The organism is Capnocytophaga haemolytica, assembly GCF_001553545.1.
Lineage (GTDB): Bacteria > Bacteroidota > Bacteroidia > Flavobacteriales > Flavobacteriaceae > Capnocytophaga > Capnocytophaga haemolytica.
On record NZ_CP014227.1, the window covers coordinates 1,536,047 to 1,560,996 of the forward strand.

Genomic DNA, 24,950 nt, shown 5'->3' on the forward strand with positions numbered 1-24,950 from the left:
TTTTGGATAACATTCACTCCCGCAATTTCCTTTCTTTTTTGTTTCAATACCTTTGGGAGTAATCCTGTTATTTTACTAAGAAAATACGTATTTATAGAAATATATTTTTTGGGATTTTCGTTGTCTGTGTTCGAGATGTGTTCGAAATGTGTTCGAGGTGAGTCCAATAGTAATATTTTCTGTGAAAATAGCAATAGGTAGTATTTTGCGTTATGGGAAAAGTAAAAGACATATTACGAGTAGCGCTGCGGCAGAACGCACTTTATGTACCTGCTGATGTGAAGCCGCAAAAGGAAGTAACAGCGGGCTCTTTGGCACTTGTTAAGGAGCTAAAACGCTATGGCTTTGCGGTAGATGAACCCTTATTGCACGCGCTGAACGGGGCGCGAGCGGATTACTTCCGTATGGTGGTAAGCACTATAAAGGAGGTGCTGGGCATCGGGTTGAGCTGGACGCCCTTAGTGCGCGATTGGGAAAAGCCCACAGGCGAGAGTGCCGTAGATCACCTTATTACACTCTATTTTAACGTGCTCAAGGCGCAAAAGTCGTTGCCATCACCGTATTGGGACGATGATGAGGAGCGGTTCGTCGGTGCGGTGGGGTACTTTCCTTGTGGGCATTATATCCCTGATGGGACGTTCCCCGTTGAGCGTTATACAGGCTGTCCGTTTTGTGGGCGTGCGGTGGAGACTTCCACCAAGCACTATAAGGGGCAAGGCAGTAAATTGCGCCTGCTGACGCTTTGGAGGGATACAGACGCCGAAGCCTATTGAAGGCGTTGGTAGGGTCAAGGGTGGCTCTCGGGGCGACTGAGGTGGATAGCCTCAAACGGCTGTTGCCGCACCTGAGCGTTCCTGTTGATACGCAGATAACGGTAAAGGAAAACCTAATGCTCATAGTCGATGCGCTGATTGCACAAGGCAGCGACAAAGAGGCAGCAGGGCTATTTAAGACCCCTACCGACATATTGCGCTATCTGTGGTATAAGAAGACAGGCTTCTTGCAGCTCATTGAACCGCGTACTATCATCGCTAAGAATGCCGTGAATAATCGGCACGTGTTTTGGCCCTTGGATAGTAGCCAAAAGGCGGCTGTGGATACTGAGAAGGCGTTGCGGTTGAAATATGACCGCCCTACTTGTGCGCGGGTGGCGTATTGGCTCAATGCGCTGCCGATGCGCCCTGAACAAGCCTGTGAGGCAATGTACCCTAAACGCCGTATGTGGGTGCGCTTTATCCGCGCGTTGCGCCTTGCTGAGTATGCTAAAAAACAAGGTTATGAGGCACTGGCGGCACTGCTGGATTGCTTCTACAACCAGCGGTATGAGGTGTGGCAAGGCAAGGTGAATGAGGCAGTGCAGCATACGAATACTGAGGCTACTTTTGCCCTCTTGCAGCAGCGACCAGGGCTCTTTGCGCGTTCGCTCTTTGCTACGATGCTCGCCCTTGGGGCTGAGGAAACCATTGAAGCCTTTAAAGCTATCGTGGATAAGGTGCCGCTGCGCTTGGTGCTCACCCTCGATATGTATGCCGCGCTTTACTTCGACAAAGCGGCTCAGCGCAGTGTACAGACCCTTACGGGGGCACGGGTTACTATTCCTGCCAACAAGTGGGTGCAGTTTGGTTATGACGAAAAGGAACTCATCGCTATGCAACGTAAGGTGTGACACTTGTGCGAGTATGCTATTATGGAGCGGTTTGCTAAGGAGACGCCCGAATATTGGTCGGTGTATATCGCTCCTGAGTTGTACAATATCCCTGTGCCCATAGGCGACCGCTCGGGGAATGTGCAGGACTTAGACGCTGCTGTGATGGGAATGCGTTTTCCTCTTGAGGGGCGACAGATACGCCTCTTTATGCAATGGGGTAAAGACCTGCCTGCACAGCATTTGGATATGGACTTGTCGTGTGAGGTGCTCTACCGAGATGGGCACACGGATTATTGCAGTTTCAGCAAGCTAACCACCACAGGCTGTCAGCACAGTGGTGATATACGTGAGATACCCGATAAGGTAGGCACGGCGGAGTATATCAATATCAACATAGATGAGCTGCGCAAGGCGAAAGCTACATACGTGATATTCACCTGCAATGCCTATTCCAACGGGGCACTTTCGCCCAATATGGTTGTGGGCTGGATGGACGCTAAATACAAGATGAAAGTCTCTGAGCGCAAAGGCGTGGCGTATGACCCTTCGACAGTGATAAAGCAAGTGCGCATCACCCAGCCGCTGAGTAAGGGTTTGGTGTTTGGCTTGCTGGATGTAGAGAATCAAGAGATTATCTGGCTCGAGATGCCTTTCGGCGGACAGACACTTCACAGCCTAAGCGAAGAAAGCGTGGCGGCATTGCTCAAAAAGCTATCGGAGAAGATGAGCATAGGGCAGTTTTTGGCTACAAAAGCCAAAGGACAAGGCGTGTTGTGGGTTACTAATACCCCCGAAGAAGCTGAAAAGACGTACGATAGTCGTAATTTTTGGGAGGTGTTGTCGGAGTTGTAGTAGACACTAATTCATAAAAAGGAATACTTTAAAAGAAGGAGAAATAAATAAAGGGAAAGGAAGATTATTCCTTCCCTTTTATTTTTTCTTTGATATTATCTTTTACTCTGTTGTAGATAAATGAGAGGAAAACTACTACACTGACAAAAAGAATAGCGCCTATAATGGCTTGTGCGGGAGTAAGACTTCTATGGAAGTAATACGATAGATTAAACTTTGGTATAAAGCTATATAGCATTATGTAGTGAATAACGTATATAGAAAGTGTATTTACCCCTATGCGTTGTATAAGAGGCATTGTAATCACATTGCGCAAGATCACAAAGAAGGCAAAGACCCATAAGGCATCACCCATCCTGAGGAATAAGAAACCTGAACGAGCTACTCTATTAAACAACTCTATTGAGGTTAAGTTGTAAAGGAAATTAAACGTGGTAAATTGGTGATGAAATATATACCCGAAAACAATCAGTAGTGTAATGAAAGTAGGGTAGAGGTATTTAGCTCCTTTGAAGAAGTAAAATAACGACCCCATAAAGCCTCCCAAGCATACATAGCCAAACCAAGGTAATATAGAAAAGAATGTACCATATATAGGCGTAAAATAATTAGCTATAATTCTTGGTAAGAATGGTAAAGAAAGGGTGTTATAAGTGCTTTCAAATAGGAATATTGTGATTGTAAGGGCAATAAGAAGTGGAGGTAATATGTACTTTAACTTGATAAACCTATTAGTGGAAATGATGTAAATGCCTACCATCAAGATCAATGATAAACCGATACAATGCAATATTTCAACATAGTGGATACTTTTCCTAAGTAAACAGGCAACAAGTATGAGGTAGAAACCTCTTCGAATACCTTTTACCACGCGAGGATTCTTCCAGCCTCTGTGGCTTCTATCACCCTCACGGATGAGTAGATAAGTGAATATAAATCCTGAAATAGTGAGAAATACAGGAGCTGTTATCCCTGTAAAGTAGTGCCATATTCTAAAAAAGATATTGCTCTCATCCCAATAAGGATCGGCTAATAAGGCTGTGATGAAGTGTCCTTGCAGCATCATACAGATGGCGTAGGCTCTTATTACGTCAATAAATAATAAACGTTGTTTCATTACTTTTAGTAAGTAGCTCAAAGGCTAACTCTTTTTATTTTCTTCTGATGTTTGGTTGTTAGTTCTAATTTCAATATATTGGGTAGAGAAGATCTCTATATTTGCCTGTTTTAGTGTATTTTGGATATTCTTCACTAAGTCCGATTTGATGAAGAACATATCATCGGGGGTATGGGTATAAGCATTGAGTTCATACACCGTATTAAGTTCTCCCAGCGAAATTTGTAGTACATAAGGGTGGGGTATTTTGGATATTCCACAGGTTTTTAAAGCAGCTTCTAGTAGGAGCTCTTCTACAATGTTGTCAGCATAGTCGTAGCGTACTTTCACCCGTGCACTAAGGGCTAAGCCTTGTTGTTTGCCAATGGAGGAAAAATTAGTCGTAGCACTGCTTAAGATGGTGGAGTTAGGTATGGTAATATCCTCATTGCTAAAGGTTCTTAGGTGTGTTACCAAAGCGTTTTTCTCTACTACCACTCCGATAATATCACCCGACTTGATCCAATCGCCTACTTGAAAAGGGCGCATATAGCTGATGACTACCCCTGCAATGGCATTGGATATTGAAGAGGAAGAACCAAAGGAAATCAATACCCCTAAGAACACTGATATGCCCTTGAAAGCATCGCTATCAGAGCCTGGCAAGTGAGGAAATACCACTACTAATGCCAAGGCGAGGAGCATCAATCGTGCCAAGTGATAGGTAGTGCGCGCCCATTCAGGGTAAAATCCCCGTATCTTTAGTATACCCCGTTCTATCTCTAAGGCAAAGAAGCGCATTATTTTTAATAAATAGCGCGTTACCAGCACAATGACAATGATATTGAAGAGGCTGGGGAGATAATTGATGACTGCAAACCATATATCTTTTATAGGCTCTATAATCCAACCGAGAATAATGCGCGAGAGGTGTCGGGTAGAGGGGAAAATGTCAAATATTAGCGGTATGATTGTAATGAAGAGAAAGAGCAGCACGATGATGCGTACAACAAACAATAACTTGATGAGCACCTTCACCATGTGTTGCTTCTTTATAAGTTCATAGTTGCGTATTTTAAATCCTTTTAAGAAGCGGTTCTTAGAGTTGATGCAGAAGTTCTTCAAGAACCTAAATAAGCGGTTAATCCCCCATATTACACTAATGGCAATCACAAGCACCAAGCACAATTCTCCAATGCGCAAAAGGATATTCTTCAGGCTGTTCTGCTCTTGGTATTTTACAATAGCGTGCTTGATATACCCCAAATAGCGGTTAGCAAGCTCTTCTTGAGTGGTGTTCTCCCATACGGCATCAATGGATGTAATATCCGCAATGGCTTTGTTGCCGTACATCACAGCGAGGTACTCGCCCAAAGGCTTTACTTTTAGTGAATCGGCTTTAAAATAAGGATCTTCATAGAGTTCTGTAAGCTTATCTTCAACGTATTTTACACGGGTATCAATGTCGTACGGACCGTAAGAGGCATATAGATAATAGATGGTATCATTCTGAAAAACAACAGGCTTACCACGCATCTGCTGGCTCAGCCTTTCCACCTCTTTGCGCTTTTCAGCCATAGATAGTGAGTCATCTACTTGCACTTGAAGGGTAGCTTTGCTTACAGCTTTCTCTTGTTGCACCAATCGCTCAATCTCACTCATCAGCATAGCTATCCGCACCGAATCCTTTTGTCGGTAGAGCTTCAGGGCAGCCAATTCTTTCTTTATAGCTTGTACTGAGACACTGTCCTTCTGGGCGTATGTCATAGCACTAATAGTGAAGAATATCAGCAAGATGAGTCGTCTCAAGTGCATATAAATCTTTAAATCTAAAAACTTTGCCAAAGTAACCACTTTGGCAAAGTTAATAATGTTTAGAATTATTTAGTTATGAAAAAAAGTTACTTACTATTGAGGTCTTGCAACACCTTTACAGCCTCGTCGATGTACACATCCTTTTGCAGACTTTCGTGCCAACGGTCACGGCGCAGTTTCAGGTCCTCATTACTTTTGATTTTTGCTTCATCAGAGGCGATAGAAACAAACTTCAAGTTTGATTTATAGTCAGCAATAGCTTTGAACTTTTTGGCTTGCTCATCATTGCGATCAATCACTTTCTTATAAGCGGCGTAGTTCAGAGGAAAAACATTATCATTTTGCTGTTGCTTAATCCATTGGGCATTCTCATCAATGAGCTTGAGATAGCTATTAGCTGCAATGCGCTTCTTACTATTCTCTATAGCTTTATTAAAGTTAGCATTGTTTGTCCAAGGGGTATACTTAGCAGGGTCAATCTTATCCCACTGCATAGCATTAGTCATATCGCGCTCGCCTATGTCAATGTATTTGTACTTGTCAGGCACCACAATGTCGCTTTCTACCCCTTTGAGCTGAGTAGAGCCCCCATTGATGCGATAGAACTTCTGTATAGTGATCTTCAAAGCTCCTAAATCACCATAGCTATTTTGGCGTAAGAATTGATTTACATCCACTACCGTCTGCACCGTACCCTTGCCAAAGGTCTGTTTACCACCGATGATGATAGCACGCTTATAGTCCTGCATAGCTGCTGCTAAAATCTCAGAAGCTGAAGCCGATAGTTCATTGGTGAGGATCACAAGCGAACCTTCCCATTGAGTCTTAGGGTCAGTATCCGAAAGCACATCGCGGCTGCCACGTGAGGATTTCACCTGTACAATAGGTCCCTTAGGAATGAATAGCCCCCCTATATCCACTACGGTTTTCAGCGAGCCCCCGCCGTTGTTGCGAAGGTCGATAATAAGTCCAGCAATGTTTTCCTTCTTTAGCTTTTCTATTTCCAAAGCCACATCAGTAGCAGCATTACGCTGATTTACATCTTCAAAGTTAATGTAAAACTTAGGTAAGTTGATAATCCCATAACGCTTGCCATCAGTCTCTATGATAGCCGACTTGGCATAAGTCTCTTCAAGTTCTACCACATCGCGAATGATTGATACCACCTCAATAGTGCCATCTACGCGGCGTACTGTTAAGCGCACTTCCGATCCTTTAGGACCTCTGATCAGTTTTACGGTATCCTCAAGGCGCATCCCCACGATATCCACAGGCTCTTCACTACCCTGAGCTACTTTTAAAATCTGGTCGCCAACCTCTAAGAGCTTCCCTTTCCATACAGGTCCGCCCAAGATGACATTGGTAATGCTTACCCCATCAGGCTTCTTTTGCAGTTGCGCTCCAATACCTTCAAACTTGCCCGACATATCAGTGTCAAAGCCTTTCTTCACCTCAGGTGCCATATAGTTGGAGTGAGGGTCGAAGTTAGAGGTAATAATATCTGCGAAAATCCCAAAGTACTCCTCACGAGTGATATCCTTAAAAACTAAGAACATATCATTCAGCGTTTTTTCTGCCGCCTCTATTGATTCCTTTTTCAGCACCTCGTCTTTCTTGGGGGTGTACTTAGGGTCTTTCTCTTTCTTAGTAGCCTCATCTTTCTGCTTAGTGATGTAAGTAGAGAGGGCTGAAAACAATATCACCTGCTTCCAACGTGCCTGCAATTCGGCTTTGTTCTTCACATAAGGGATTTTCTCAAAATCTGTATTGATACTCTCATTGCTATTGAAATCCAAAGGTTTGGTAAAGATAGCCTTCGTAACGCCTTGCGCTTCTTTCATACGCTGCAATAGGCGTTCGTATGTAAGGTTAAAGAACGCTATTTCTCCATTCTTCAAATCGTCGTCCAAGCGAGTTTCATACTTCTTAAACTCATTGATATCTGATTGCAAAAAATAACGCTTTTGCCCATCCAAGGCTTCCAAATAGCGCTTAAATATCTGCTTGGAAAAAGCATCATCCATCTCTACAGGACTGAAATGTGCATTGACCAGAATATGTTGTATGATCTCCAAAAGCACCTTGTCCTTATCCTTGCTTGGATCGTCAAACTTCTTGCTAGTAAAGCTACAAGAGGCAAATGAAATGAATAATAAAAATAATACTGCTGATATATTCTTCATTGTTATTACTAAATTCTCTTTTTAATGTTATAAAATATACTTTGTGTCATAAGACAATCACTCCTTCTACAAAAACCGTGCCTTTCTGCCTCGTGGCAGAAATTATTTTTTTCTTGTCGGACTGATGATCTTTACATTTTGAAAGGCAATAGCTCCTCGTATTACACCTGCAATTGTGTCGTGCAATGCCTTGACGAGCTGCATTTTAAGTTCGTTTTTGTGGTGTACTAAGCTAATCTCGCGGGCGGGGTAAGGCTCTGCAAAATAATGCAAACATTTCTTCTCGTTTTCTTTGAGTTCTAATGTGTGTAAATAAGGCAAGAGTGTCATCCCTAAGCCTTCATTTGCCAGCCGTATAAGCGTTTCAAAGCTACCACTTTTCAGCTGAAACTTACTCTTTGATTCCACTATATCCTGATTGCAAATGTTCAGCACACTCTCCTTGAAGCAGTGTCCATCTTCCAACATCAGTATGTCGTTGATGTCCAAGTCTTCAGAATAGATTGTCTTGGAGTGTTCCAAGCGGTGATTTACAGGGATATACGCCACAAAAGGCTCGTAGTACAATGGTAGCTCAACGATATTGTTCTTCTGCAAAGGTGTTGCCAAAATACCCGCATCGTACTCTCCATTATCTATTTTCTTCAAGATATTCTCAGTGGTTTGCTCCTCAATTTTCAAACACACTTTGGGGTATTTATTGATGAAGTTTGCCAAGAACATAGGCAGTAGAGTAGGGGAGACCGTAGGTATGATTCCTACCTTGAACTCGCCTCCTACAAAGCCTTTCTGCTGTGCAACGATATCGCTCATACGGTCAGATTCGTTCACGATGATCTGCGCCTGGCGTACCACTTGCTCACCTATTTCAGTGAGTTGTAGTGGCTTCTTCGAGCGATCAAAAATCTGTACCCCAAGCTCCTCCTCGAGCTTCTGCACCTGCATACTCAGCGTAGGCTGCGTAACAAAACTATTCTCGGCAGCTGTGGTGAAGTTGCGGTATTTAGCTACCGCTAGCACGTATTGAAATTGCGTAATCGTCATAACCTAAAATCTTATTTAAATCGAACGCCCATCGAATTGCTATTTTATCTGTGGCAGAACTTCTTTGCCCACTTCTTCAAGCACTTCATCTACAGGCCTGCTACAATGTTTTAGTACTAACATTGTGTGATTTACCCCAATACTTTGTAGGGTTAACAGCATATCTATTAAATAATTACGTCCTAATTTAAAGCCTAATTCTATAGCTTGTGGTTCAAAGTCAGGATCTCCCATCAAATCAATATATATGGGCTGAATATACGGTTTCTTTGGTAATGCTTCCCTCTCTAATATCTGATGCCACTCTTCCACAATCTTCTTTGTGAAAGTAAACTCACGAGGGTAATAAATCCAGCCGTCACCATTTTTTGCTATCCAGTCTAAGTTGATGCCACCCACGTGTCCTGTTACATACATCGGGATGTTCTTTTTCAATGGCTTAGGAAGTACATCTCCTACATTTGCCATCAATGTGCCATAGTCGTTGTTGTATGTAGGAAAATCTTTTGACCAAAGCTCTCTAAGCATTGCCATATGGTCAGCCACCGACACACTTCTCATCTCAAAGGGCTTGTTAAAAGCGGGGTATTCCACTGGGCGATCTCCTGAGGCTACCCCCATCATAAATCGGTTCGGGAACAACACATCTAAACTCGCTGCCGACTTAGCTACGTGCAGAGGATGCCGCAAAGGCAACACTACACTCGCAATCCCTATTTTGATACTGATAGTTAAGGTTGCAATATGCGATAGGTAAATCCAAGGGTCGTAAATCTGCCCAACTTCTCTAAAATCAGGATTATAGAGAGGAATATCACGCACCCAAACAGCATCGTAGCCCAATGATTCAACTCGCTGAATCAACTGAACTTGGTCTTTCATCTTAGGGATAGCCCCCTCGTAAGATTCAATAGGCAGTAAAATGCCGACGGTTAGTTTATTGGTGTCAATCATAGTTTTTCTCTCTCATTTAGAAGATGCAAAGTTATACAAAAAATAGAAATGTCAAAAATATTTCGATAATTATTTTCTTTGATAATTATAACCTACTAATCCACGCACTCTTACAAATCAAATACAGAAATGCGTTTAGTGTAAAATAAGTCTTTTATACGTAGTAGAAAAGCTAAAAGTAAGTACACTCCAAATCCTGCACCCAAGGTTGCAAAAGCTCCGTAAATAAAGAATATGCGCACATCTTTTGCCCGCATACCGAGTTTCTCCGCTAAACGCGAAGAGACTGCAAAACCGTGTTTTTCTAAGAAAAATCTAAAATCTGATGACATCATACACTAATTATATTCATTTCTTATTAATGACGATCATCTGCACCTCTGTGTCGTCATCTCGCATAAAAATACGGTCGGCACAAGGGCCATCTTTGCCTATAATGAGCTTCTTGAGGGTCTTGTTACTCTCATCACACATCTGGCAAAACTCCTTAAGCCCTCGTATATCGATCACCTCAATGGGGTTGCCTTCACAATGGAAACTCTTGATATAGGTGGTTGATCGTAAGTCTAAATACTTGATTTTATTATTTTCACAACTCAGATAATCTATATTCTGTACGCTGAGATCTAAGCGTGTGAGGGCATTGGCATCACAGCTGAGGTCATACAGCAGTGGGTTCTTGCTCAGGTCGAGTTTTTTTAGGCCACAGCTATCGCAGTATAGCTTTCTCAGCTCCTTCATTCCTCGCAAATTGAGCGTACCCAGCGGATTATCGTTACAGTTTAAGGTTTCGAGGGCATTGTCTTTTCTGAAATGGATACTCCCCCAGCGTAGCTCATTGCCACTGCAATTGAGGTATGTAAGATGAGGTAAGGGGCTTACATTTAAATAGCTGAGGCCTGTTTTTGAGCAGTCGAGATGGTTTAAGGCCTTACTATGGGTCAAATCGAGCTTCTTTAGTGGGTTTTCTGAGCAATCAAACCACCTCAAGGCAGTATTTTTGCTTAAATTGAGGTTTGTAAGCACATTTTTAGCGCAGGAAAGTGTTTCTAACTGCGGACTTTCTTCTAAAAAAAGCTCTTTTAGCTGATTTCCTTCACAGTTTAGGGAGGTCAGCTCTTTGCTTTTCCTGATATCTATGGCTGTGAGCTGATTATTCGCACAATTAAGATTCTTCAATGAAGGTACTACTCCTAAGGATAGCCCTGTGAGCTTATTGTCGCTGCACTCCAAGCGTTCTAAGGCTGCAAGTCCGCTTAGTGATAGGTTTGTGAGGGCATTTTTGCTGCATTCTATGTATTCCAGATGCTTATTATTGCTCAAATTGAGTGTGGTAAGCTGATTTTCACTGCAATTAAGCGTTTCTAATCTCGTGCAGGGGGTTAGGTCGAGTGTCTTTAGCTCGCTATCACTACAATCAAGTTCTCTAAGAGCGGTTTGCGCTTGCAGGTTGAGCTCTATACCCTTATTTTGACTCACATTTAGGTACTCTAATTGCTTATTGTGTGATAGATCAAGCCTTTTTAGATGTGTATCCTGACAATGAAACCACTTTAGCTGCTTGTTCTCGCTGAGATCTATTTCCCTAATAGAGGAACTCTGAATATCCAAGACTTCTAAAGCCTTGTTGTGCTTGAGGTTTAGGGTGGTGAGACCTCTACAGTAATCGGTGTGTAGCACTTTCAGTTGCTTATTATGGCTCACATCTAAATGCTTGAGATAGGGAAGCGAGCAGCTGAGGAACTCAAGTGCGGGGTTATGGCTCACATTGAGCTGCTCTAACATACCTGTGCGGAAGATAAGGGTGTCGAGTGCTGGGTTGTGGCTCACGTCTAACGCCTTCAAATCTGTATTAAAGCTGCAATTGAGGTAGTGCAGTCGCTTATTGGCACTGACATTGAGGTTTTTCAGGGCATTATCGGGAAGGTAAAGCACCTCCAGGTAAGGATTCTGGTTAGTGATGAGCTCTGTGAGGCCGATGTAGTCGGCTCTTAACACGCTCGCAGCCCCATAGATGGTGATTGTTTGCTGCGTTGGAGTAAAGCGGAACTCTTTTTCTTTAGCGGACACTGCCTCGTTAGCATCTTGAAGTCCGTTGCCATTGAGGTCTATCCACGCTTGTGCCTCTACACCACGGGAAGCGGCAAGGGTAATGTGCAAGTTATCAGTAGGGGTACGGAAGGTAGTAAGCTGCATTTTGCAGGTGTGTGGAGGGCGTAAGACGGCACTCTCAATGTGTTCAGCATCACGTGATACCCTTCTTTTGCCACAGGAGAGCAATAACACCACAAAAAATAGCCAAATAATGTTTCTCATTTCTTACTTCTCTTTTAAATCGTACACTACCTCATACCCCATACCTCAAACCTCAGACCTCATCAAAACAGTATAAAACTTCTCAAACAGCACTGCCGCCTTGTGATACATACGCGCCTCACATAGCGGTACTTCGTAGACCTCCAAGTGATAATCATTGTCATCTTGTGTCTTGAGCACAGGCTTCTTATCTTCACCAAAGCTGATGTGATAGAAGCAAAACTCGCCAGCAACTTCCTCTGTAAGGGTGATGCGCGCCTCCTTTCCTCTGCTCTTGGGGCGGAACTGCACTGCATAGTTGTTGACGCGGAATACAGACCGCTCTAGGTTCATCAACTCTACAAACCTCTCGTAAGTAACTTCCTCCTTAAAAGCGTAATGTACTAATTTAAGCATATATATTTATTTTGTTGTAACTCCCTTGCACTCCAAAATTCAATATTGGCTTGCTTTTGTGCGGCTTTCTCAAATGCTTCAAAGAGCTGTTTAATATCTTCTGTTCTCATTATAAAATCTGGTATTTAAAAACGAGCGCAAGTTATGAAAATATTCCTAATAATAGCAAAGAATACTCAAAACTTTAACATAATAAAAATATAACTAATTGATTTATAAATAAAAATATTTTAAAGTACCTTTATTTTAGCTCTATTACACACTTTCTAAGTTTCAAATAGCATTACAATACGCTATTTATCAATTAGTTAATAAAACAGAACATCTTGCTGAGATTAGCAAGATGTTAATATATTACACACTTTTATTTCTTCTCATTAACCGCCATAGCAACACAATTCCCAGAGAGAAGAATACCACCAATGAGACAGTCGCATTGCGCATATTGCTGGTAAACTGATCTATCAACCCATAGATACCCATACCAATGACGATACCGAGTTTTTCAGTTACATCGTAAAAGCTAAAAAAAGAAGTCGTATCCTCTGTGGCGGGAAGATACGCCGAGTAGGTAGAGCGTGAAAGGGTCTGTATGCCACCCATCACCAAGCCTACAAAGCCTGCCAATACATAGAAAGCTGTCGGGCTCTGTATGTGATATGCCACGATGCAAATCGCAATCCACACAGCATTTAGAGCGATAAGCGTGGCGATATTGCCCATACGGCGCACCACCCATACCGTAGCACTCGCCCCGAGTATCGCCACCAATTGTATTACCAATACACTGATGATAAGTCCCGTAGTGCGCTGCTGTTCGTTCTCCCAAGCGATCTCTTCTGTGCCGAAGTAGGTAGCTACCAATAGCACCGTCTGCACCCCCATACTATAGACGAAAAAGGCAAACAAAAAGCCCTTCAAACGCGGTGAGGCTTTTAGCGAGAGCCACACCTTGTGTAGCTCCTTATAGCCCTTACTCAGAAGTCGTAGGGACGCCTGCCGATCTTTATGCCTATTGTTGGGCAGATAGTAAAACGGAATCTGACTAAAGCCAAACCACCAAATCCCCACTGTGAGAAAGGAAATACGCATCGTCAGCAATGCCGATTCTGTGCTCTCATCCAAGCCAATAAGTTCAGGCTTCATCACTAAGGCGAGGTTCAGTAATAGGAGCAATACACTGCCTGCATACCCCATCGAAAAACCCCGCGCACTTACGCGATCGTACTGCTCAGGTAGCGCAATATCAGGTAGATAGGAGTTGTAAAACACGATACTCCCCCAAAAACCGACCACCCCACAAAAGTAACACAGCAAACTGAAATAGATATGCTCCAACGAAAACCAATACAGCCCCACACACGCTGCCGATCCTAGATAGCAAAAGAAGCGCATAAATGCCTTTTTATTACCTAGATAATCCGCAATCCCACTGAGGATAGGCGAGAGCACTACGATCACCAAAAAAGCCAAGGCTGTGATGAAAGTAATCACCGAAGTATGCTTAAAAAGCATTCCGAAGAGCTCCACCTCCTTTGTGCCCGCCTTGTCGAAAAGCAATGCATAGAAAATAGGGAAAATCGTTGAGACGATCGTCAGTGAATAGACCGAGTTTGCCCAGTCGTACGCTGCCCAAGCGTTCAGCAACTTCTTATCGCCACGAGAAAGTGTAGCCATAGTCTATAGGTATTTTAAGTGTTAATTTGCTGCATTGGCAGAGCGCATTGCTAATTTCTCAATCGCATAAATTACAAAGAAGCCCACGATTGCCAGCACAAAAGCCAATAGCAATTGAGGTGCATTCCCTGTAATTTCACTGTAATACGAAGGCGAAACACTGCGTTCCCAAGCCGCTATTGCTGTTCCTTGCGAGTCTGTATCCCATTTCAATACCTCTTTCCAAGGCCAAACCTTATTGAGCGACCCAATGATAAAGCCCGTAAGTCCTGCAAAAGTAAGATTGCGATACTTAGCAAACAGCCATTTGAGGGTACGCGAAAAGCTCAGAATACCGATGATAGCCCCAACAGCAAATGCCTCTATGACAGTGAAATTCCAATTGCTAAGCGCATCTAAAACAGTGTGATACGCCCCTAAAAGCACTAAGATAAAAGCCCCAGAAATACCTGGGAGTATCATCGCACATATAGCTAAAGCCCCCGAAAAAAAGATAAAAATAAGCCCATGGTTACCTGCCAGCGGAGGCAAGATAGTGATCACATAAGCTACGGCACCCGACAGCACCATCGCCAACACAGTAGCGATACGCCAATGCTCAATTTCCTTTATAAGGAAGAACACGCTGGCTACCATTAGCCCAAAGAAGAACGACCACACCATTATAGGCTGATTGTCCAAAAGCCACTTCATCCCCTTAGCCAGCGACAGTATGCTGATGCCAATACCCAACAGCAGCGCAAAGAAGAACGCCCCGTTGATATGCTTCCAAAAGGCAGACAACCCCTTCTTGAACAAGAGCCTGAACGCCTCCGCGTTGATCTTACTAATAGAATCCACCAATTCCTCGTAAATCCCTGAAATAAATGCGATTGTACCTCCCGAAACACCAGGAACGACATCCGCTGCACCCATCGCTATGCCTTTTAAGGTAATAAGTGCGTAATCAAAAAAGTTTCTCTTCATCACGTAATAGTTTGAGTAACATTCGGTAGTATTTTACATTGATGAAATGAGAGTAGTAAGTCTTAGTAATTAGAATGTCCAGTCACCGCGCACTTTTAGCACCTGTTCTATCACATCCCTGACGGCGCCTTGTCCACCATCACGATGCGAAATATAATCCGCAACAGCCTTTACTTCTGGTACGGCATCTTGTGGGCAAGTAGCCAAACCTGCGTGCTGCATCGGTGGGATATCAGGCATATCGTCGCCCATATAGAGTATTTGCTCCTTTCTTAGCCCCTTGCTCTTCTGATACTCCAAAAAGGTATCCAGCTTTTGGTGGCGCAGCATATAGATATCGAACACACCGAGCCCCTCAAAACGCTTTCTTACCCCTACATTGCTCCCCCCTGTAATGATACAAATGTTATAGCCCTTACTTACAGCAGTTTTGATAGCAAAGCCGTCTTTCATATTCATACTTCTGAACAATTCGCCCTCATTATCCACAAATACTTGTGTGTTGGTGAAAACGCCGTCCACATCAAATACAAAGGTAGTAATCTCTTTCAAATACTCCTTATAATTTTTCTCTTTCATACGTTTTTATAATTGAATCTGTAATTATCTCATAGATTTTTCGCCTCTCACCCGAAAGTAATCCTAAGTGTTCGCTGATCGTTTGAGTATCATTGCGCCTCGCAGGACCTGTCTGAGCCTTCATAGGGGCTAAGTGTTCCAGCCTCTCAAAAGTACCACTGATAAGCGGTTGCAAAATCTCAAACGGTATATGGTTTTCCTTGCAAATATCCTCACTGAGGGCGATAAGGTGATTGGTGAAATTATTAGCAAACACTGCCGCTACGTGCAGCATACGCCGTTGATAGCCATTTAGCTCGTATATCTTAGAAGAAAGCAACCCAGCCAAAGGCTTCAGCAGGCTCTCCATATCACTCTTGTGTTCCGCCTCTAAGCAAATTGGGATCTGCTTAAAATCAACCGACGAGCCTATTGAGAACGACTGCAATGGATAGAACACTCCCCGCCTATGCTTAGGGTCAATCGCTTCCATAGGCGTATTGCCCGAGGTGTGCACTACCAAGCCTCCTGAAAAAGGCAGTTGCCGCGATACCTCAGCAATCGCATCGTCCTTTACAGCAAGGATACAGATATCGACAGACCTCAACAGTGAAAAGTCGTGTACCCTTTCCACGGGAAAATGCTCAAAGTCCTTCGGTGTCTCGCCTCTGCTATACAACTGAACCAGATGTACTTCAGCCTGCTTACACAGTGCTTTTACAAGGTGATAAGCTACATTTCCCGCTCCGATAATGCTGATATTTAGTATCATCTCTATACTTTGACCGTGCAAAGATACATAAATTAATCTATATACCAAGAAAAAAAGAATATATTTAAGAGTAAACGCATAGAATGTAAATGAACTAATTCATCACATATTGTTAATAATCAATATTTTAACTATTGTATATAGACGTATTAACGATGAAACTTTACAGAGACGACCACAATAATATTTACAAAGTTTTGTGCATTATAAATTATTTTGTAATTTTGCAGCATATTTCTGAGAATACTGCAACACACTATTTTCTTCCTAATTTACTACTTACTCATTCCTATCTTTCCCCTACTGATTACTAAGAAAAACCTACCTAAGGTAAGAGGAACCTAAGAGCAAGGTAAGAACAAGGTAAGAGCAACTCTACACAAACCCTACAGGAATCCTATACGATGGCTATACGATTTCCTATACTTTATTCTTACTAAAAAGGTAGTATTTTACTCTCATATTAGTGTTATCAAGAATTACATATTTTTTAATTATAATATCATTTTAATGAGAATATAATAAAAATCACTTCCTTGTACGATGCTTTCCAATATATGAGTTGCCCCTCTGAAATATGCTTGCACTTGTATTACTCCCTTTTTTTAAAAATGAATGCAAAAAATACCTTTCCAATTAAAATAAAATCCCTAAATTTGCAGCCTCAAATAAACGAACCACCTTCGAAGCGAGAACGAACAGTCGCCTAATGACACAAACACCTAAAAAATGCAATTACAAGATAAACACCCTGCTGATATCGCTGAGCAATTAGCCCAACTCAACGAGAAAGAACGCAATATCTCCTTTATGATGCTTCCCCCCGATAAAAAGGCGGATGTATTTGCCTATTTCGAGCCTGATTTGCAAGCTGATATAGCCAAATCATTAGCCAATAAAGAGCTGGCAGAAATCCTCAACCAAATGCCTCCTGACGACCGCACTCAGCTCTTGGAGAACTTCCCCGATCAAATCATCAAAGAATCCATCAACCTGCTCAATGCTCAAGAAAAAGAGACGGCACTGAACCTGATCGGGTATCCCAAGGATAGCATTGCCCGCCTGATGACCCCCAACTACATACAGGCGCGCCCCGAGTGGACTATCGAGCAGGTGCTCACACAGATACGCCGTTATGCCAAGAAGGCTGAGACTCTTACCTTTATATATATTGTCGATAGGCAAAACAGGCTCATCGACGACCTACACATCAGTCAGGTGTTGATGGCTGATAAGCAAGCCCTCGTAGCCAACCTGATGGATAACTCCTTCGTCAGTATCAAAACTACCTTGCCTATTGAGGAAAGCTATGAAATCTTCCAGAAATACGACCGCTCGGCGATGCCTATCGTCACCGACAACGGCACGCTGGTGGGGATCGTCACCTTCGACGACATCCTCGACAAGATCAAAGCCAGTGACACTGAGGATATCCAGAAGTTCGGTGGGATGGAAGAACTCGACCTCTCTTACACCCAAACGCCACTACTGGAATTGGTTCGTAAGCGTGCTGGCTGGCTTATAATCCTGTTCCTCAGCGAAATGCTTACAGCCTCGGCGATGGGGTATTTCGACGGTGAAATCGAAAAAGCGGTTGTTTTAGCGCTATTTGTCCCCTTGATTATTTCCAGTGGAGGAAACTCAGGCTCACAAGCTGCTTCACTGATTATCCGCGCAATGGCGCTGCAAGAACTCAAGCTCAAGGACTGGTGGTATGTGATGAAGAAAGAAATCCTATCAGGGATCTTGCTCGGGAGTATCTTGGGGGTTATAGGCTTCTTGCGCATTCTTGTATGGCAGCAGAGCGGATTTTACAACTATGGGCAGTATTGGCTTTCTATTGGGCTTACAGTGTCCGTCTCACTGATCTTCATTGTCTTATGGGGTACACTCACAGGCTCGCTTATTCCCTTTATATTGCGTAAGATAGGCTTAGACCCTGCTACTGCCTCAGCGCCATTTGTGGCAACCTTAGTCGATGTAACAGGGTTGATTATCTATTTCACTATTGCAGCACTCTTTCTTGCTGGCAAACTTCTGTAAATCATACTAAAAACCCCTTTCAACACAGGCTGAAAGGGGTACACATTCTAAGATATTTGTTATTTGATTATGATTTTCCGAACTTTCTGAAGGCTTGTATCGTTTGGTAATAACCGTAGATAATGAAGATTCTACCGATGAACAAGGCTAAGTAGCCCCATACGCCGAGTGCCAGCCCAAAAGGATGAACCTCCCACTCAGCAATATTGAGTATTTCTAAAAAGTGCTTAAAAATATCCTTCAAGCCGTAACTATCCCAAGAGATTTTCTCGTACAGAGAAAGGATAACCAGCCCGTAAGTAATAATACCTGATAAGAGGGTGAATGCAACGGCTTTTAGCCAGTTAGTGCCAAAGTTATTTGAAATCCTATTGAGGAATAGAACAGTACTATCCTTCACACGCGCACTGCCCCCTAATTCCTTTTGATAGAGGTGCATTTCGCGCTTGTAGAAAGCAAGTCCGTTGATTTTATCGTTGTTCTTGTAGAAATTATCTTTGATAATGCGGTAACTTTCTCTGATCTTCTGGTATACCGAAAGGGCTTTATCCCCCTCTCTGACTTCAAGAGTGCCAAAATCGTCGTAATACTTTGAGAAATAGCCTCTCCTGAATAGTTCTTTCTCACCTTTTACCGAAATATTCCAGAAATTGACATTACAAGTGAAGTTAGCTCTTGAAATATCTAAACATTTCTCAAAAGCACTGCTCTCAAAACTTATGTAGGTGTCCTTGTCTACCTTGTTGTACAAGAATTGAACCTCTCGCTTAAAAGTAACATTCGAAAAGACCGCCCTATTAGCGAAGTCCGTCCAATAGAACTGTTCTGGTTCGTAGAATGTAGATAGATGGAAATCAACTAGCGCCTTAAAAGTAGTGTTCTCAAAAGAGACCTTGGTATAAAAGTTGCAGTAGTGGAAAGACACGTTGCTGAGAAAACTCGCTTTACCCAATTGCAACACATCCGAAGCGTTGTTTTTCTTGTCCTTTGTGCCAAAGTCAGCTTCTGTAAAATCAGCTTCTTTCTCAAAAATACTATGGGCAAAACTTGCACTCTTCTTGAACTTACTGTTTGAGAAATCAACTTTATCTTTAAAAATACAATTCTCAAAGGATACGTTGTCGAAGAAAATACAATCGGTAAAGCTCACTGGGAAATTAAATATGATATTTCGCAGTGACATAGTAGCATAAGTAAGCCCCCTGAAGCTGACATTTCTGGTGATGATCAAAGCCTTTTTCTTGTATATCTTGCGGATAATCCCAATGATTTCAAAAAGACTGCCATCGTCGGGCAAATTGCGCAAGAAAATCGTATCCTTGTTCGACCTTGTACTATCTATGTATAATGTGATATTCTTCATTTTTCTGTGCTTTTATACCGCTACCCTTTTAACTTTGCGATGGTATTTCTCACTGATACAAAGCCGATAGCCTCTAAGTTGATTTCATTGAGAGCGATCCATTGCAGCGCTTTGATTTCATTAGGAGCGACGATATGCACGTTAGGGTCGCTGAGTACACACTCGAAGAACAAGTCCATCGTACGGTAAGGTATTGATTTATAGGGGTAGTTATTAGGGTGAGAGCCTATGTAATGCAATTGTGAAGGGGTGATGGTCAATCCCATTTCTTCACGTACCTCACGGCAAGCAGCCTCTTCAGCAGTTTCATTAGGATCGATAAACCCCCCAGGAAGGTCAAGGCGCCCTTTATCAGGGTCTTCATTGCGCACAGTAAATAAAATCTTGTCGTCGTGTCGAAAAATGACAGCTACTGCCGCAGCGATATTATGAAAGTACGTAAAACCGCAGTCGTGGCATAGAAACCGCACATTATTAGGGAATTCCACATTGGTAGAAGTGCAGTTAGGGCAGTGCTTAAAAATGGTATTCATAATCTTGTTGTCTTAAAAATATTTGCAAAATTATAAAAAATACTTGCAGTGTCAAAATATTTTTGTACTTTTGACAAAAAATATTTCAAAATGAGTACAACAAAAATTATAAGAGAGAGTTTATTATACGCAATTTCCTACCAAAGTTACCGCAATTTGATTGATAAATACGCCGAAGAGGGTAAGAGTAGCGGTCCTGAGCAAACCGATGAGCGCATTCACTACACAGCACTTAATGAAAAGCGTTACAAGCGCTTGGATAAAACGATTGAAATCCCTGAGGATAAAGCTGAGTTCTTTAAAAAGTACCGTCGGAGTCGTACCCTCTTAGTCATTGTTGAAACTTGGTGTGCCGATGCAGCGCAGATATTGCCTGTAATCAATAAGATAACAGAACTCAACCCCAAGCTCAACTTAAAAATCGTTTTCCGTGATGATAATGAGCCTTTAATGAACCTTTTCTTGACCAATGGCGGAAAGGCAATCCCTGTGGTGCTCTTCCTCGACTTGCAAGAAAATGTACTGGCACGCTGGGGCTCACGACCCTCTACCGCTACTAAGATGGTAGAAGACTACAAAGCAGCACACGGAGCCCTTACCCCTGAGTTTAAAGAAGAACTACAAAAGTGGTACAACCAAGATAAGGGGCTTACTATTATCAACGACTTTATAAAAATATTAGAAGAAATATAAGGACCGATTTTTGGTTATCTCAGAAATATTATCTACTTTTGCAGCAAAATTATGTGAAATCCATCAATATTGAATCTATGGAAGAAGTACTTGCACCTATACAAAGCGGAAGAATAAAGTCTCAGTCATCTATATATGAAAATGATTGTCAGGAATTTGAAGAGCTAACTCCAGAACAAAAAAAGGCTGTTAAGGAGATATCAGATAGCATTGATTATAATATGACTGTGGATATGATGTTGGGTGTTCTTTATAATCGATTTCCAGAGGAAGAGGTGCGAAAGAAAATTGAAGCCACGCCCCACGAGAAAAAATTAGAGGTAATTGAAGAATACTTATTTCCAAAATAATAAAATATGCAAACTTTAATTACCAGCATAAAAACTTTAATTGTAGATACTAATATTGTTATTAGCGCTTTAATCTCACCTAATCAAGGAATTGCTTCTATATTAAAAAATAAATCTTATTTGAAGTTTATAGCTCCTATCTATTTAGAAAAGGAAGTATTCATTCATTGGAATAAAGTGCTGCAATATACTAAATTAAATGAAATAGAGCTCTTTGAAGAATGGATGTTTTATAAGAAGAATATTGAATTTATTGAAGGAAAAGAAATCTCGGATGATATTAAACTTAAAGCCTATACAATGGTTAAGGATATTGATATAAAAGATCAACCCTTTATAGCAACACATTTAGCTACAGGATTTCCAATATGGAGTTCTGACAAAAAATTAGTCAATCAGTTAAGAGCAAAAGGATTTCGAAATATTTTTATTACTACTGAAGAACTCAAAATGTACTTATCTCAGTTAAGAGAAAATAAACTATAAACGAATGGAAGTATCAATCATCATACCCCTCTACAACGAAGAGGAATCACTGCGCGAGCTCCACGATTGGATTACCGAAGTGATGAAGGGTTATCACTTTGTGTATCAGATTATTTTTGTAGACGATGGCAGCACCGATGGCTCGTGGCGCGTGATTAAGGAACTCTCGCAGGAGAACGGGCGCGTGCAGGGGATTCGCTTTTTGCAGAACTATGGCAAGTCGCAGGCACTCAATGCGGGTTTCCAAAAGGCGCGGGGCGAAGTGGTGATCACAATGGATGCCGACTTGCAGGATAGTCCCGAGGAGATCCCCGACCTCTTCAATATGATCACCAAAGAGGGCTATGATTTAGTCTCGGGATGGAAGAAGAAGCGTTACGACTCGGTGCTTATGAAGAATTTGCCCTCTAAACTCTTCAATTGGGCAGCGCGCCGCACTTCAGGGCTGAAGTTGCACGACTTCAACTGTGGGCTCAAGGCGTATCGCAAGGAGGTGGTGAAGAACATTGACGTCTATGGTGAGATGCACCGCTATATCCCCGTGCTGGCAAAGAATGCGGGCTATAAGAACATTACTGAGAAGGTGGTGCAACACCAAGCGCGCAAATACGGACAAACGAAGTTTGGTATGAGTCGCTTTATCAATGGCTTTCTCGATTTGGTAACCATCAGCTTCCTGTCGCGTTTTGGCAAGCGACCAATGCACTTTTTTGGCGCGTTGGGCGTGCTGATGTTCTTCATCGGCTTTGCTTTCGCGGCGTATCTGGGTATTGACAAGCTCTTTATCCACCCGCATCATCGCCTGATTGCCAACCGACCTGAGTTCTTCCTCGCGCTCATCACAATGGTGATCGGCACGCAGTTTTTTATTGCAGGCTTCTTGGGCGAGATGATACTGCGCACCAAGGTAAAAGAGAAGCGGTATAAGATTGTGGAGACGTTTTAATGATTAATGGTTAATGATTAGTGATTAATTTATTATTCGCATTATAAATATAAGTAAATATGGAAAATAAATTAAAGATATTCAATTCACTTACGGGTGAAAAGGAAGTGTTTGTGCCCTTGCACGAGGGCAATGTAGGGATGTATGTGTGTGGTCCTACGGTGTACAGCAATGTGCATCTGGGCAATGTGCGCACCTTTATGTCATTTGACTTTATTTATCGCACGCTGCGCTTTTTGGGTTATAAGGTGCGCTATGTGCGCAATATCACCGATGCGGGGCATCTTACTGATGATGGCGATGTGAATAACGACCGCTTTGTGAAGCAATCGCGCTTGGAGAAGCTTGAGCCTATGGAGATCGTGCAGAAGTACACGGTGGACTTTCACAAAGTGCTCGAACTCTTCAATATGCTGCCACCGACCATTGAGCCGACCGCCACAGGGCATATTTTGGAGCAAATACAACTCACTGAGAAGCTCCTCGCGGACGGCTTTGCTTACGAGAGCAACGGCTCGGTGTACTTTGACGTGCTGGAATACAACCGCCGAGGACTGAACTACGGGGAACTCTCGCGTCGTAATATCGAAGAGCTTTTTGCCAACACACGCGACCTTGACGGGCAAGGCGAGAAGCGCAATCCGCAGGACTTTGCGCTATGGAAGAAGGCCTCACCAGCGCACATTATGCGTTGGGCTTCGCCTTGGGGCGATGGTTTCCCTGGTTGGCATTTGGAGTGCACGGTAATGAGCACTAAGTACTTAGGCGAGCAGTTTGATATACACGGTGGCGGTATGGACTTGAAGTTCCCGCACCACGAGTGTGAGATAGCCCAAGGCAAGGCGGGACACGGACAGAGCCCTGTGCGCTATTGGATGCACGCTAATATGCTGACGATGAATGGGCAGCGTATGAGCAAGTCCACAGGCAACTATATATTGCCGATGCAGCTGGTGAGTGGCGACAATAGTTTCTTTGAAAAGCCTTTCCCACCCGCAGTGATACGCTTCTGCTTTATGCAAGCCCATTACCGTTCGGTGCTCGACATCTCCAATGAGGCGATGCTTGCTGCTGAGAAGGGCTATAATCGCCTTATGGAGGCACTTAAAGCAGTCAATACACTCACCACTGATTTGGAACACCCAACGGGCTTTTCGGCTGCCATTGATGAGCTGAAGGAAAAGTGCTATGCTGCCCTCTTGGACGACTTCAATGCGCCTATGCTCATTGCCCACCTCTTTGAGGCAGTGAAGTGGATTTTTGCAGTGAAGAATGGCGAGGATAAGTTCTGCATCAGCGATTTGGAGACGCTCCGCAGCCTAATGAATAGCTTTGTGGGAGAGGTGCTCGGTTTGCAGGATGTCGCCAGCCAAGAGGCCAGTGGCGACACCTTAGACGGGGTGCTGCAACTGCTGATCCGTATGCGTATGGAAGCCCGCGCGAATAAGGATTGGGCACTCTCGGACAAGATACGTGATGAGCTGCTTGCCCTTGGCATTCAGCTTAAAGACGGCAAGGACGGCACTACCTACAGCCTGAGTTAGAAATTGCTTAAATTTATATAATTGAAAGAGCTACTATAGAGTGATTTATGGTAGCTCTTTTACTTTCTTTATAAAAATAATTTGAAAAATTAACATTATTCCTTTGTGTAGTATTCTTTTTTCTTCGTACCTTTGCACTTTCAAATGAAGAGAAAAGCTGTACATATTCGTTGGGTGGCTTTGGCGTTGCTCGTAGCGATGCTCAAAGTGGCTTTTCCGCTGGGTGAGTATTTTCACGATCACCATAGCGATGAGGAGCTATGTGCACACGCTACAGGCACAAAATGCCATCATAAAGCGCACTTTGCAGGCTTAGACCAGCACCACGATTGTATCTTCGTACAGCTACACCATTTCTTCACGCCGTCTTTTTACATCTATCAGTTTTTTGAGCAGAGCGATAGCTTTGCATTCTTCTTTAGAGACGGCGAAGTACTCCATTTTTACCCACAGACAAGTGCTAGAGCACCACCTTTTTTAATGTATAATGCATAATGCACAATGTATAATTGCAGATTGCGCAGTAGGATTGTGAAGTCTCTATAGTTTATTGATTATTAGCAACATCCTCTCCTTCGAAGGAGAGGGGAATCCGAAAGCGTACTCACACATTGTCAAGTAGTTAATTGCTGTGGATAGTTCTAATGCGTAATCTGGGATGATTAATGAATGGGTTGATGATAGGGAGGCTAATCCCTAATCACTAACTCCTAAT

The 24,950-nt window shown here is 42.8% G+C and carries 25 protein-coding genes; 10 read left to right on the forward strand and 15 right to left on the reverse strand.

Annotated elements, in window-relative coordinates; all coding sequences use genetic code 11:
• The first annotated feature begins 212 nt into the window (after window positions 1–212).
• Genes AXF12_RS12520 through AXF12_RS12530 form a run of 3 tightly spaced genes read left to right on the forward strand, consistent with a single transcriptional unit; the run spans window position 213 to window position 2,500 of the window.
• Complete coding sequence (locus AXF12_RS12520) at window positions 213–773, forward strand: RING finger protein (protein ID WP_231909928.1); 561 nt, start codon at window positions 213–215, stop codon at window positions 771–773.
• On the forward strand, window positions 743–1,666 hold the full coding sequence (locus AXF12_RS12525) for a hypothetical protein (protein ID WP_231909927.1): 924 nt from the start codon (window positions 743–745) through the stop codon (window positions 1,664–1,666). Before AXF12_RS12520 ends, AXF12_RS12525 begins: the two co-directional genes overlap by 31 nt.
• Window positions 1,667–1,687: 21 nt before the next feature.
• Window positions 1,688–2,500: a TerD family protein gene (locus AXF12_RS12530; protein WP_231909926.1), complete on the forward strand. Its 813-nt coding sequence runs from the start codon at window positions 1,688–1,690 to the stop codon at window positions 2,498–2,500.
• Window positions 2,501–2,564: 64 nt separating this feature from the next.
• On the opposite strand, the gene AXF12_RS06935 is transcribed toward AXF12_RS12530, so the two are convergent.
• The 13 genes from AXF12_RS06935 to AXF12_RS06990 form a co-directional block, all read right to left on the reverse strand.
• Window positions 2,565–3,617 (reverse strand): heparan-alpha-glucosaminide N-acetyltransferase domain-containing protein, encoded by a 1,053-nt coding sequence (locus AXF12_RS06935; RefSeq protein ID WP_066429549.1) that lies wholly within the window; start codon window positions 3,615–3,617, stop codon window positions 2,565–2,567.
• A 24-nt stretch (window positions 3,618–3,641) separates the two neighbouring features.
• Window positions 3,642–5,411, reverse strand: coding sequence for a mechanosensitive ion channel family protein (locus tag AXF12_RS06940; RefSeq protein ID WP_066431851.1), 1,770 nt, complete (start codon window positions 5,409–5,411; stop codon window positions 3,642–3,644).
• 86 nt (window positions 5,412–5,497) lie between these two features.
• Window positions 5,498–7,594, reverse strand: coding sequence for a carboxy terminal-processing peptidase (locus tag AXF12_RS06945; protein ID WP_066429556.1), 2,097 nt, complete (start codon window positions 7,592–7,594; stop codon window positions 5,498–5,500).
• Between the two features lie 102 nt (window positions 7,595–7,696).
• Window positions 7,697–8,638: a hydrogen peroxide-inducible genes activator gene (locus tag AXF12_RS06950; protein ID WP_066429558.1), complete on the reverse strand. Its 942-nt coding sequence runs from the start codon at window positions 8,636–8,638 to the stop codon at window positions 7,697–7,699.
• Between the two features lie 39 nt (window positions 8,639–8,677).
• Window positions 8,678–9,592: an LLM class oxidoreductase gene (locus tag AXF12_RS06955; protein ID WP_066429560.1), complete on the reverse strand. Its 915-nt coding sequence runs from the start codon at window positions 9,590–9,592 to the stop codon at window positions 8,678–8,680.
• A 110-nt stretch (window positions 9,593–9,702) separates the two neighbouring features.
• On the reverse strand, window positions 9,703–9,924 hold the full coding sequence (locus AXF12_RS06960) for a hypothetical protein (RefSeq protein WP_066429566.1): 222 nt from the start codon (window positions 9,922–9,924) through the stop codon (window positions 9,703–9,705).
• Window positions 9,925–9,940: 16 nt separating this feature from the next.
• On the reverse strand, window positions 9,941–11,908 hold the full coding sequence (locus tag AXF12_RS06965; protein WP_143324992.1) for a leucine-rich repeat domain-containing protein: 1,968 nt from the start codon (window positions 11,906–11,908) through the stop codon (window positions 9,941–9,943).
• A gap of 45 nt (window positions 11,909–11,953) precedes the next feature.
• Window positions 11,954–12,304 (reverse strand): hypothetical protein, encoded by a 351-nt coding sequence (locus tag AXF12_RS06970; protein WP_066429572.1) that lies wholly within the window; start codon window positions 12,302–12,304, stop codon window positions 11,954–11,956.
• Entirely contained in the window at window positions 12,292–12,414 is a 123-nt protein-coding gene (locus AXF12_RS12655) for a hypothetical protein (protein ID WP_257721642.1), read from the reverse strand. The genes AXF12_RS06970 and AXF12_RS12655 overlap by 13 nt, the downstream gene beginning before the upstream one ends.
• A 244-nt stretch (window positions 12,415–12,658) precedes the next feature.
• On the reverse strand, window positions 12,659–13,981 hold the full coding sequence (locus tag AXF12_RS06975; protein WP_066429575.1) for an MFS transporter: 1,323 nt from the start codon (window positions 13,979–13,981) through the stop codon (window positions 12,659–12,661).
• Between the two features lie 21 nt (window positions 13,982–14,002).
• Window positions 14,003–14,947 carry a polyprenyl-phosphate transporter gene (locus AXF12_RS06980; protein ID WP_066429578.1) on the reverse strand — a complete coding sequence of 315 codons (945 nt, stop codon included), beginning with the start codon at window positions 14,945–14,947 and terminating at the stop codon, window positions 14,003–14,005.
• Between the two features lie 69 nt (window positions 14,948–15,016).
• Window positions 15,017–15,526 carry a KdsC family phosphatase gene (locus AXF12_RS06985; RefSeq protein WP_066429581.1) on the reverse strand — a complete coding sequence of 170 codons (510 nt, stop codon included), beginning with the start codon at window positions 15,524–15,526 and terminating at the stop codon, window positions 15,017–15,019.
• Window positions 15,507–16,277 carry a Rossmann-like and DUF2520 domain-containing protein gene (locus AXF12_RS06990; RefSeq protein ID WP_066429583.1) on the reverse strand — a complete coding sequence of 257 codons (771 nt, stop codon included), beginning with the start codon at window positions 16,275–16,277 and terminating at the stop codon, window positions 15,507–15,509. The genes AXF12_RS06985 and AXF12_RS06990 overlap by 20 nt, the downstream gene beginning before the upstream one ends.
• 729 nt (window positions 16,278–17,006) lie before the next feature.
• On the opposite strand from AXF12_RS06990, the gene mgtE reads away from it, so the two are divergent.
• On the forward strand, window positions 17,007–18,320 hold the full coding sequence (gene mgtE / locus AXF12_RS06995; RefSeq protein WP_066429587.1) for a magnesium transporter: 1,314 nt from the start codon (window positions 17,007–17,009) through the stop codon (window positions 18,318–18,320).
• Between the two features lie 67 nt (window positions 18,321–18,387).
• On the opposite strand, the gene AXF12_RS07000 is transcribed toward mgtE, so the two are convergent.
• The gene (locus AXF12_RS07000) at window positions 18,388–19,683 is read right to left on the reverse strand and encodes a pentapeptide repeat-containing protein (protein ID WP_066429590.1); all 1,296 of its coding nucleotides are present in this window, start codon (window positions 19,681–19,683) and stop codon (window positions 18,388–18,390) included.
• Between the two features lie 20 nt (window positions 19,684–19,703).
• Window positions 19,704–20,216, reverse strand: coding sequence for an NUDIX hydrolase (locus AXF12_RS07005; protein ID WP_066429593.1), 513 nt, complete (start codon window positions 20,214–20,216; stop codon window positions 19,704–19,706).
• Window positions 20,217–20,306: 90 nt separating this feature from the next.
• Between AXF12_RS07005 and AXF12_RS07010 the strand changes: the two genes are divergently transcribed.
• The 6 genes from AXF12_RS07010 to AXF12_RS12535 all read left to right on the forward strand — a co-directional run bounded on the left by AXF12_RS07010 (window position 20,307) and on the right by AXF12_RS12535 (window position 24,730).
• Window positions 20,307–20,909: a thioredoxin family protein gene (locus AXF12_RS07010; protein ID WP_066429596.1), complete on the forward strand. Its 603-nt coding sequence runs from the start codon at window positions 20,307–20,309 to the stop codon at window positions 20,907–20,909.
• A 77-nt stretch (window positions 20,910–20,986) separates the two neighbouring features.
• On the forward strand, window positions 20,987–21,259 hold the full coding sequence (locus AXF12_RS07015; protein WP_143324991.1) for a hypothetical protein: 273 nt from the start codon (window positions 20,987–20,989) through the stop codon (window positions 21,257–21,259).
• A gap of 6 nt (window positions 21,260–21,265) precedes the next feature.
• Window positions 21,266–21,745 carry a PIN domain-containing protein gene (locus AXF12_RS07020; protein WP_066429599.1) on the forward strand — a complete coding sequence of 160 codons (480 nt, stop codon included), beginning with the start codon at window positions 21,266–21,268 and terminating at the stop codon, window positions 21,743–21,745.
• Window positions 21,746–21,749: 4 nt separating this feature from the next.
• The gene (locus AXF12_RS07025; RefSeq protein ID WP_066429601.1) at window positions 21,750–22,691 is read left to right on the forward strand and encodes a glycosyltransferase family 2 protein; all 942 of its coding nucleotides are present in this window, start codon (window positions 21,750–21,752) and stop codon (window positions 22,689–22,691) included.
• Between the two features lie 59 nt (window positions 22,692–22,750).
• Window positions 22,751–24,235: a cysteine--tRNA ligase gene (cysS, locus tag AXF12_RS07030; protein ID WP_066429606.1), complete on the forward strand. Its 1,485-nt coding sequence runs from the start codon at window positions 22,751–22,753 to the stop codon at window positions 24,233–24,235.
• A 198-nt stretch (window positions 24,236–24,433) separates the two neighbouring features.
• The gene (locus AXF12_RS12535) at window positions 24,434–24,730 is read left to right on the forward strand and encodes a hypothetical protein (protein WP_394336606.1); all 297 of its coding nucleotides are present in this window, start codon (window positions 24,434–24,436) and stop codon (window positions 24,728–24,730) included.
• The last annotated feature ends 220 nt before the right edge of the window (window positions 24,731–24,950 follow it).

Coding starts and splice junctions, on each gene's coding strand:
- AXF12_RS12520 (WP_231909928.1), top strand. CDS start 213: ATGGGAAAAGTAAAAGACATATTACGAGTAGCGCTGCGGCAGAACGCA.
- AXF12_RS12530 (WP_231909926.1), top strand. CDS start 1,688: ATGGAGCGGTTTGCTAAGGAGACGCCCGAATATTGGTCGGTGTATATC.
- AXF12_RS06935 (WP_066429549.1), bottom strand. CDS start 3,617: ATGAAACAACGTTTATTATTTATTGACGTAATAAGAGCCTACGCCATC.
- AXF12_RS06940 (WP_066431851.1), bottom strand. CDS start 5,411: ATGCACTTGAGACGACTCATCTTGCTGATATTCTTCACTATTAGTGCT.
- AXF12_RS06945 (WP_066429556.1), bottom strand. CDS start 7,594: ATGAAGAATATATCAGCAGTATTATTTTTATTATTCATTTCATTTGCC.
- AXF12_RS06950 (WP_066429558.1), bottom strand. CDS start 8,638: ATGACGATTACGCAATTTCAATACGTGCTAGCGGTAGCTAAATACCGC.
- AXF12_RS06955 (WP_066429560.1), bottom strand. CDS start 9,592: ATGATTGACACCAATAAACTAACCGTCGGCATTTTACTGCCTATTGAA.
- AXF12_RS06960 (WP_066429566.1), bottom strand. CDS start 9,924: ATGTCATCAGATTTTAGATTTTTCTTAGAAAAACACGGTTTTGCAGTC.
- AXF12_RS06965 (WP_143324992.1), bottom strand. CDS start 11,908: ATGAGAAACATTATTTGGCTATTTTTTGTGGTGTTATTGCTCTCCTGT.
- AXF12_RS06970 (WP_066429572.1), bottom strand. CDS start 12,304: ATGCTTAAATTAGTACATTACGCTTTTAAGGAGGAAGTTACTTACGAG.
- AXF12_RS12655 (WP_257721642.1), bottom strand. CDS start 12,414: ATGAGAACAGAAGATATTAAACAGCTCTTTGAAGCATTTGAGAAAGCC.
- AXF12_RS06975 (WP_066429575.1), bottom strand. CDS start 13,981: ATGGCTACACTTTCTCGTGGCGATAAGAAGTTGCTGAACGCTTGGGCA.
- AXF12_RS06980 (WP_066429578.1), bottom strand. CDS start 14,947: ATGAAGAGAAACTTTTTTGATTACGCACTTATTACCTTAAAAGGCATA.
- AXF12_RS06985 (WP_066429581.1), bottom strand. CDS start 15,526: ATGAAAGAGAAAAATTATAAGGAGTATTTGAAAGAGATTACTACCTTT.
- AXF12_RS06990 (WP_066429583.1), bottom strand. CDS start 16,277: ATGATACTAAATATCAGCATTATCGGAGCGGGAAATGTAGCTTATCAC.
- mgtE (WP_066429587.1), top strand. CDS start 17,007: ATGCAATTACAAGATAAACACCCTGCTGATATCGCTGAGCAATTAGCC.
- AXF12_RS07000 (WP_066429590.1), bottom strand. CDS start 19,683: ATGAAGAATATCACATTATACATAGATAGTACAAGGTCGAACAAGGAT.
- AXF12_RS07005 (WP_066429593.1), bottom strand. CDS start 20,216: ATGAATACCATTTTTAAGCACTGCCCTAACTGCACTTCTACCAATGTG.
- AXF12_RS07010 (WP_066429596.1), top strand. CDS start 20,307: ATGAGTACAACAAAAATTATAAGAGAGAGTTTATTATACGCAATTTCC.
- AXF12_RS07015 (WP_143324991.1), top strand. CDS start 20,987: ATGGAAGAAGTACTTGCACCTATACAAAGCGGAAGAATAAAGTCTCAG.
- AXF12_RS07020 (WP_066429599.1), top strand. CDS start 21,266: ATGCAAACTTTAATTACCAGCATAAAAACTTTAATTGTAGATACTAAT.
- AXF12_RS07025 (WP_066429601.1), top strand. CDS start 21,750: ATGGAAGTATCAATCATCATACCCCTCTACAACGAAGAGGAATCACTG.
- cysS (WP_066429606.1), top strand. CDS start 22,751: ATGGAAAATAAATTAAAGATATTCAATTCACTTACGGGTGAAAAGGAA.
- AXF12_RS12535 (WP_394336606.1), top strand. CDS start 24,434: ATGCTCAAAGTGGCTTTTCCGCTGGGTGAGTATTTTCACGATCACCAT.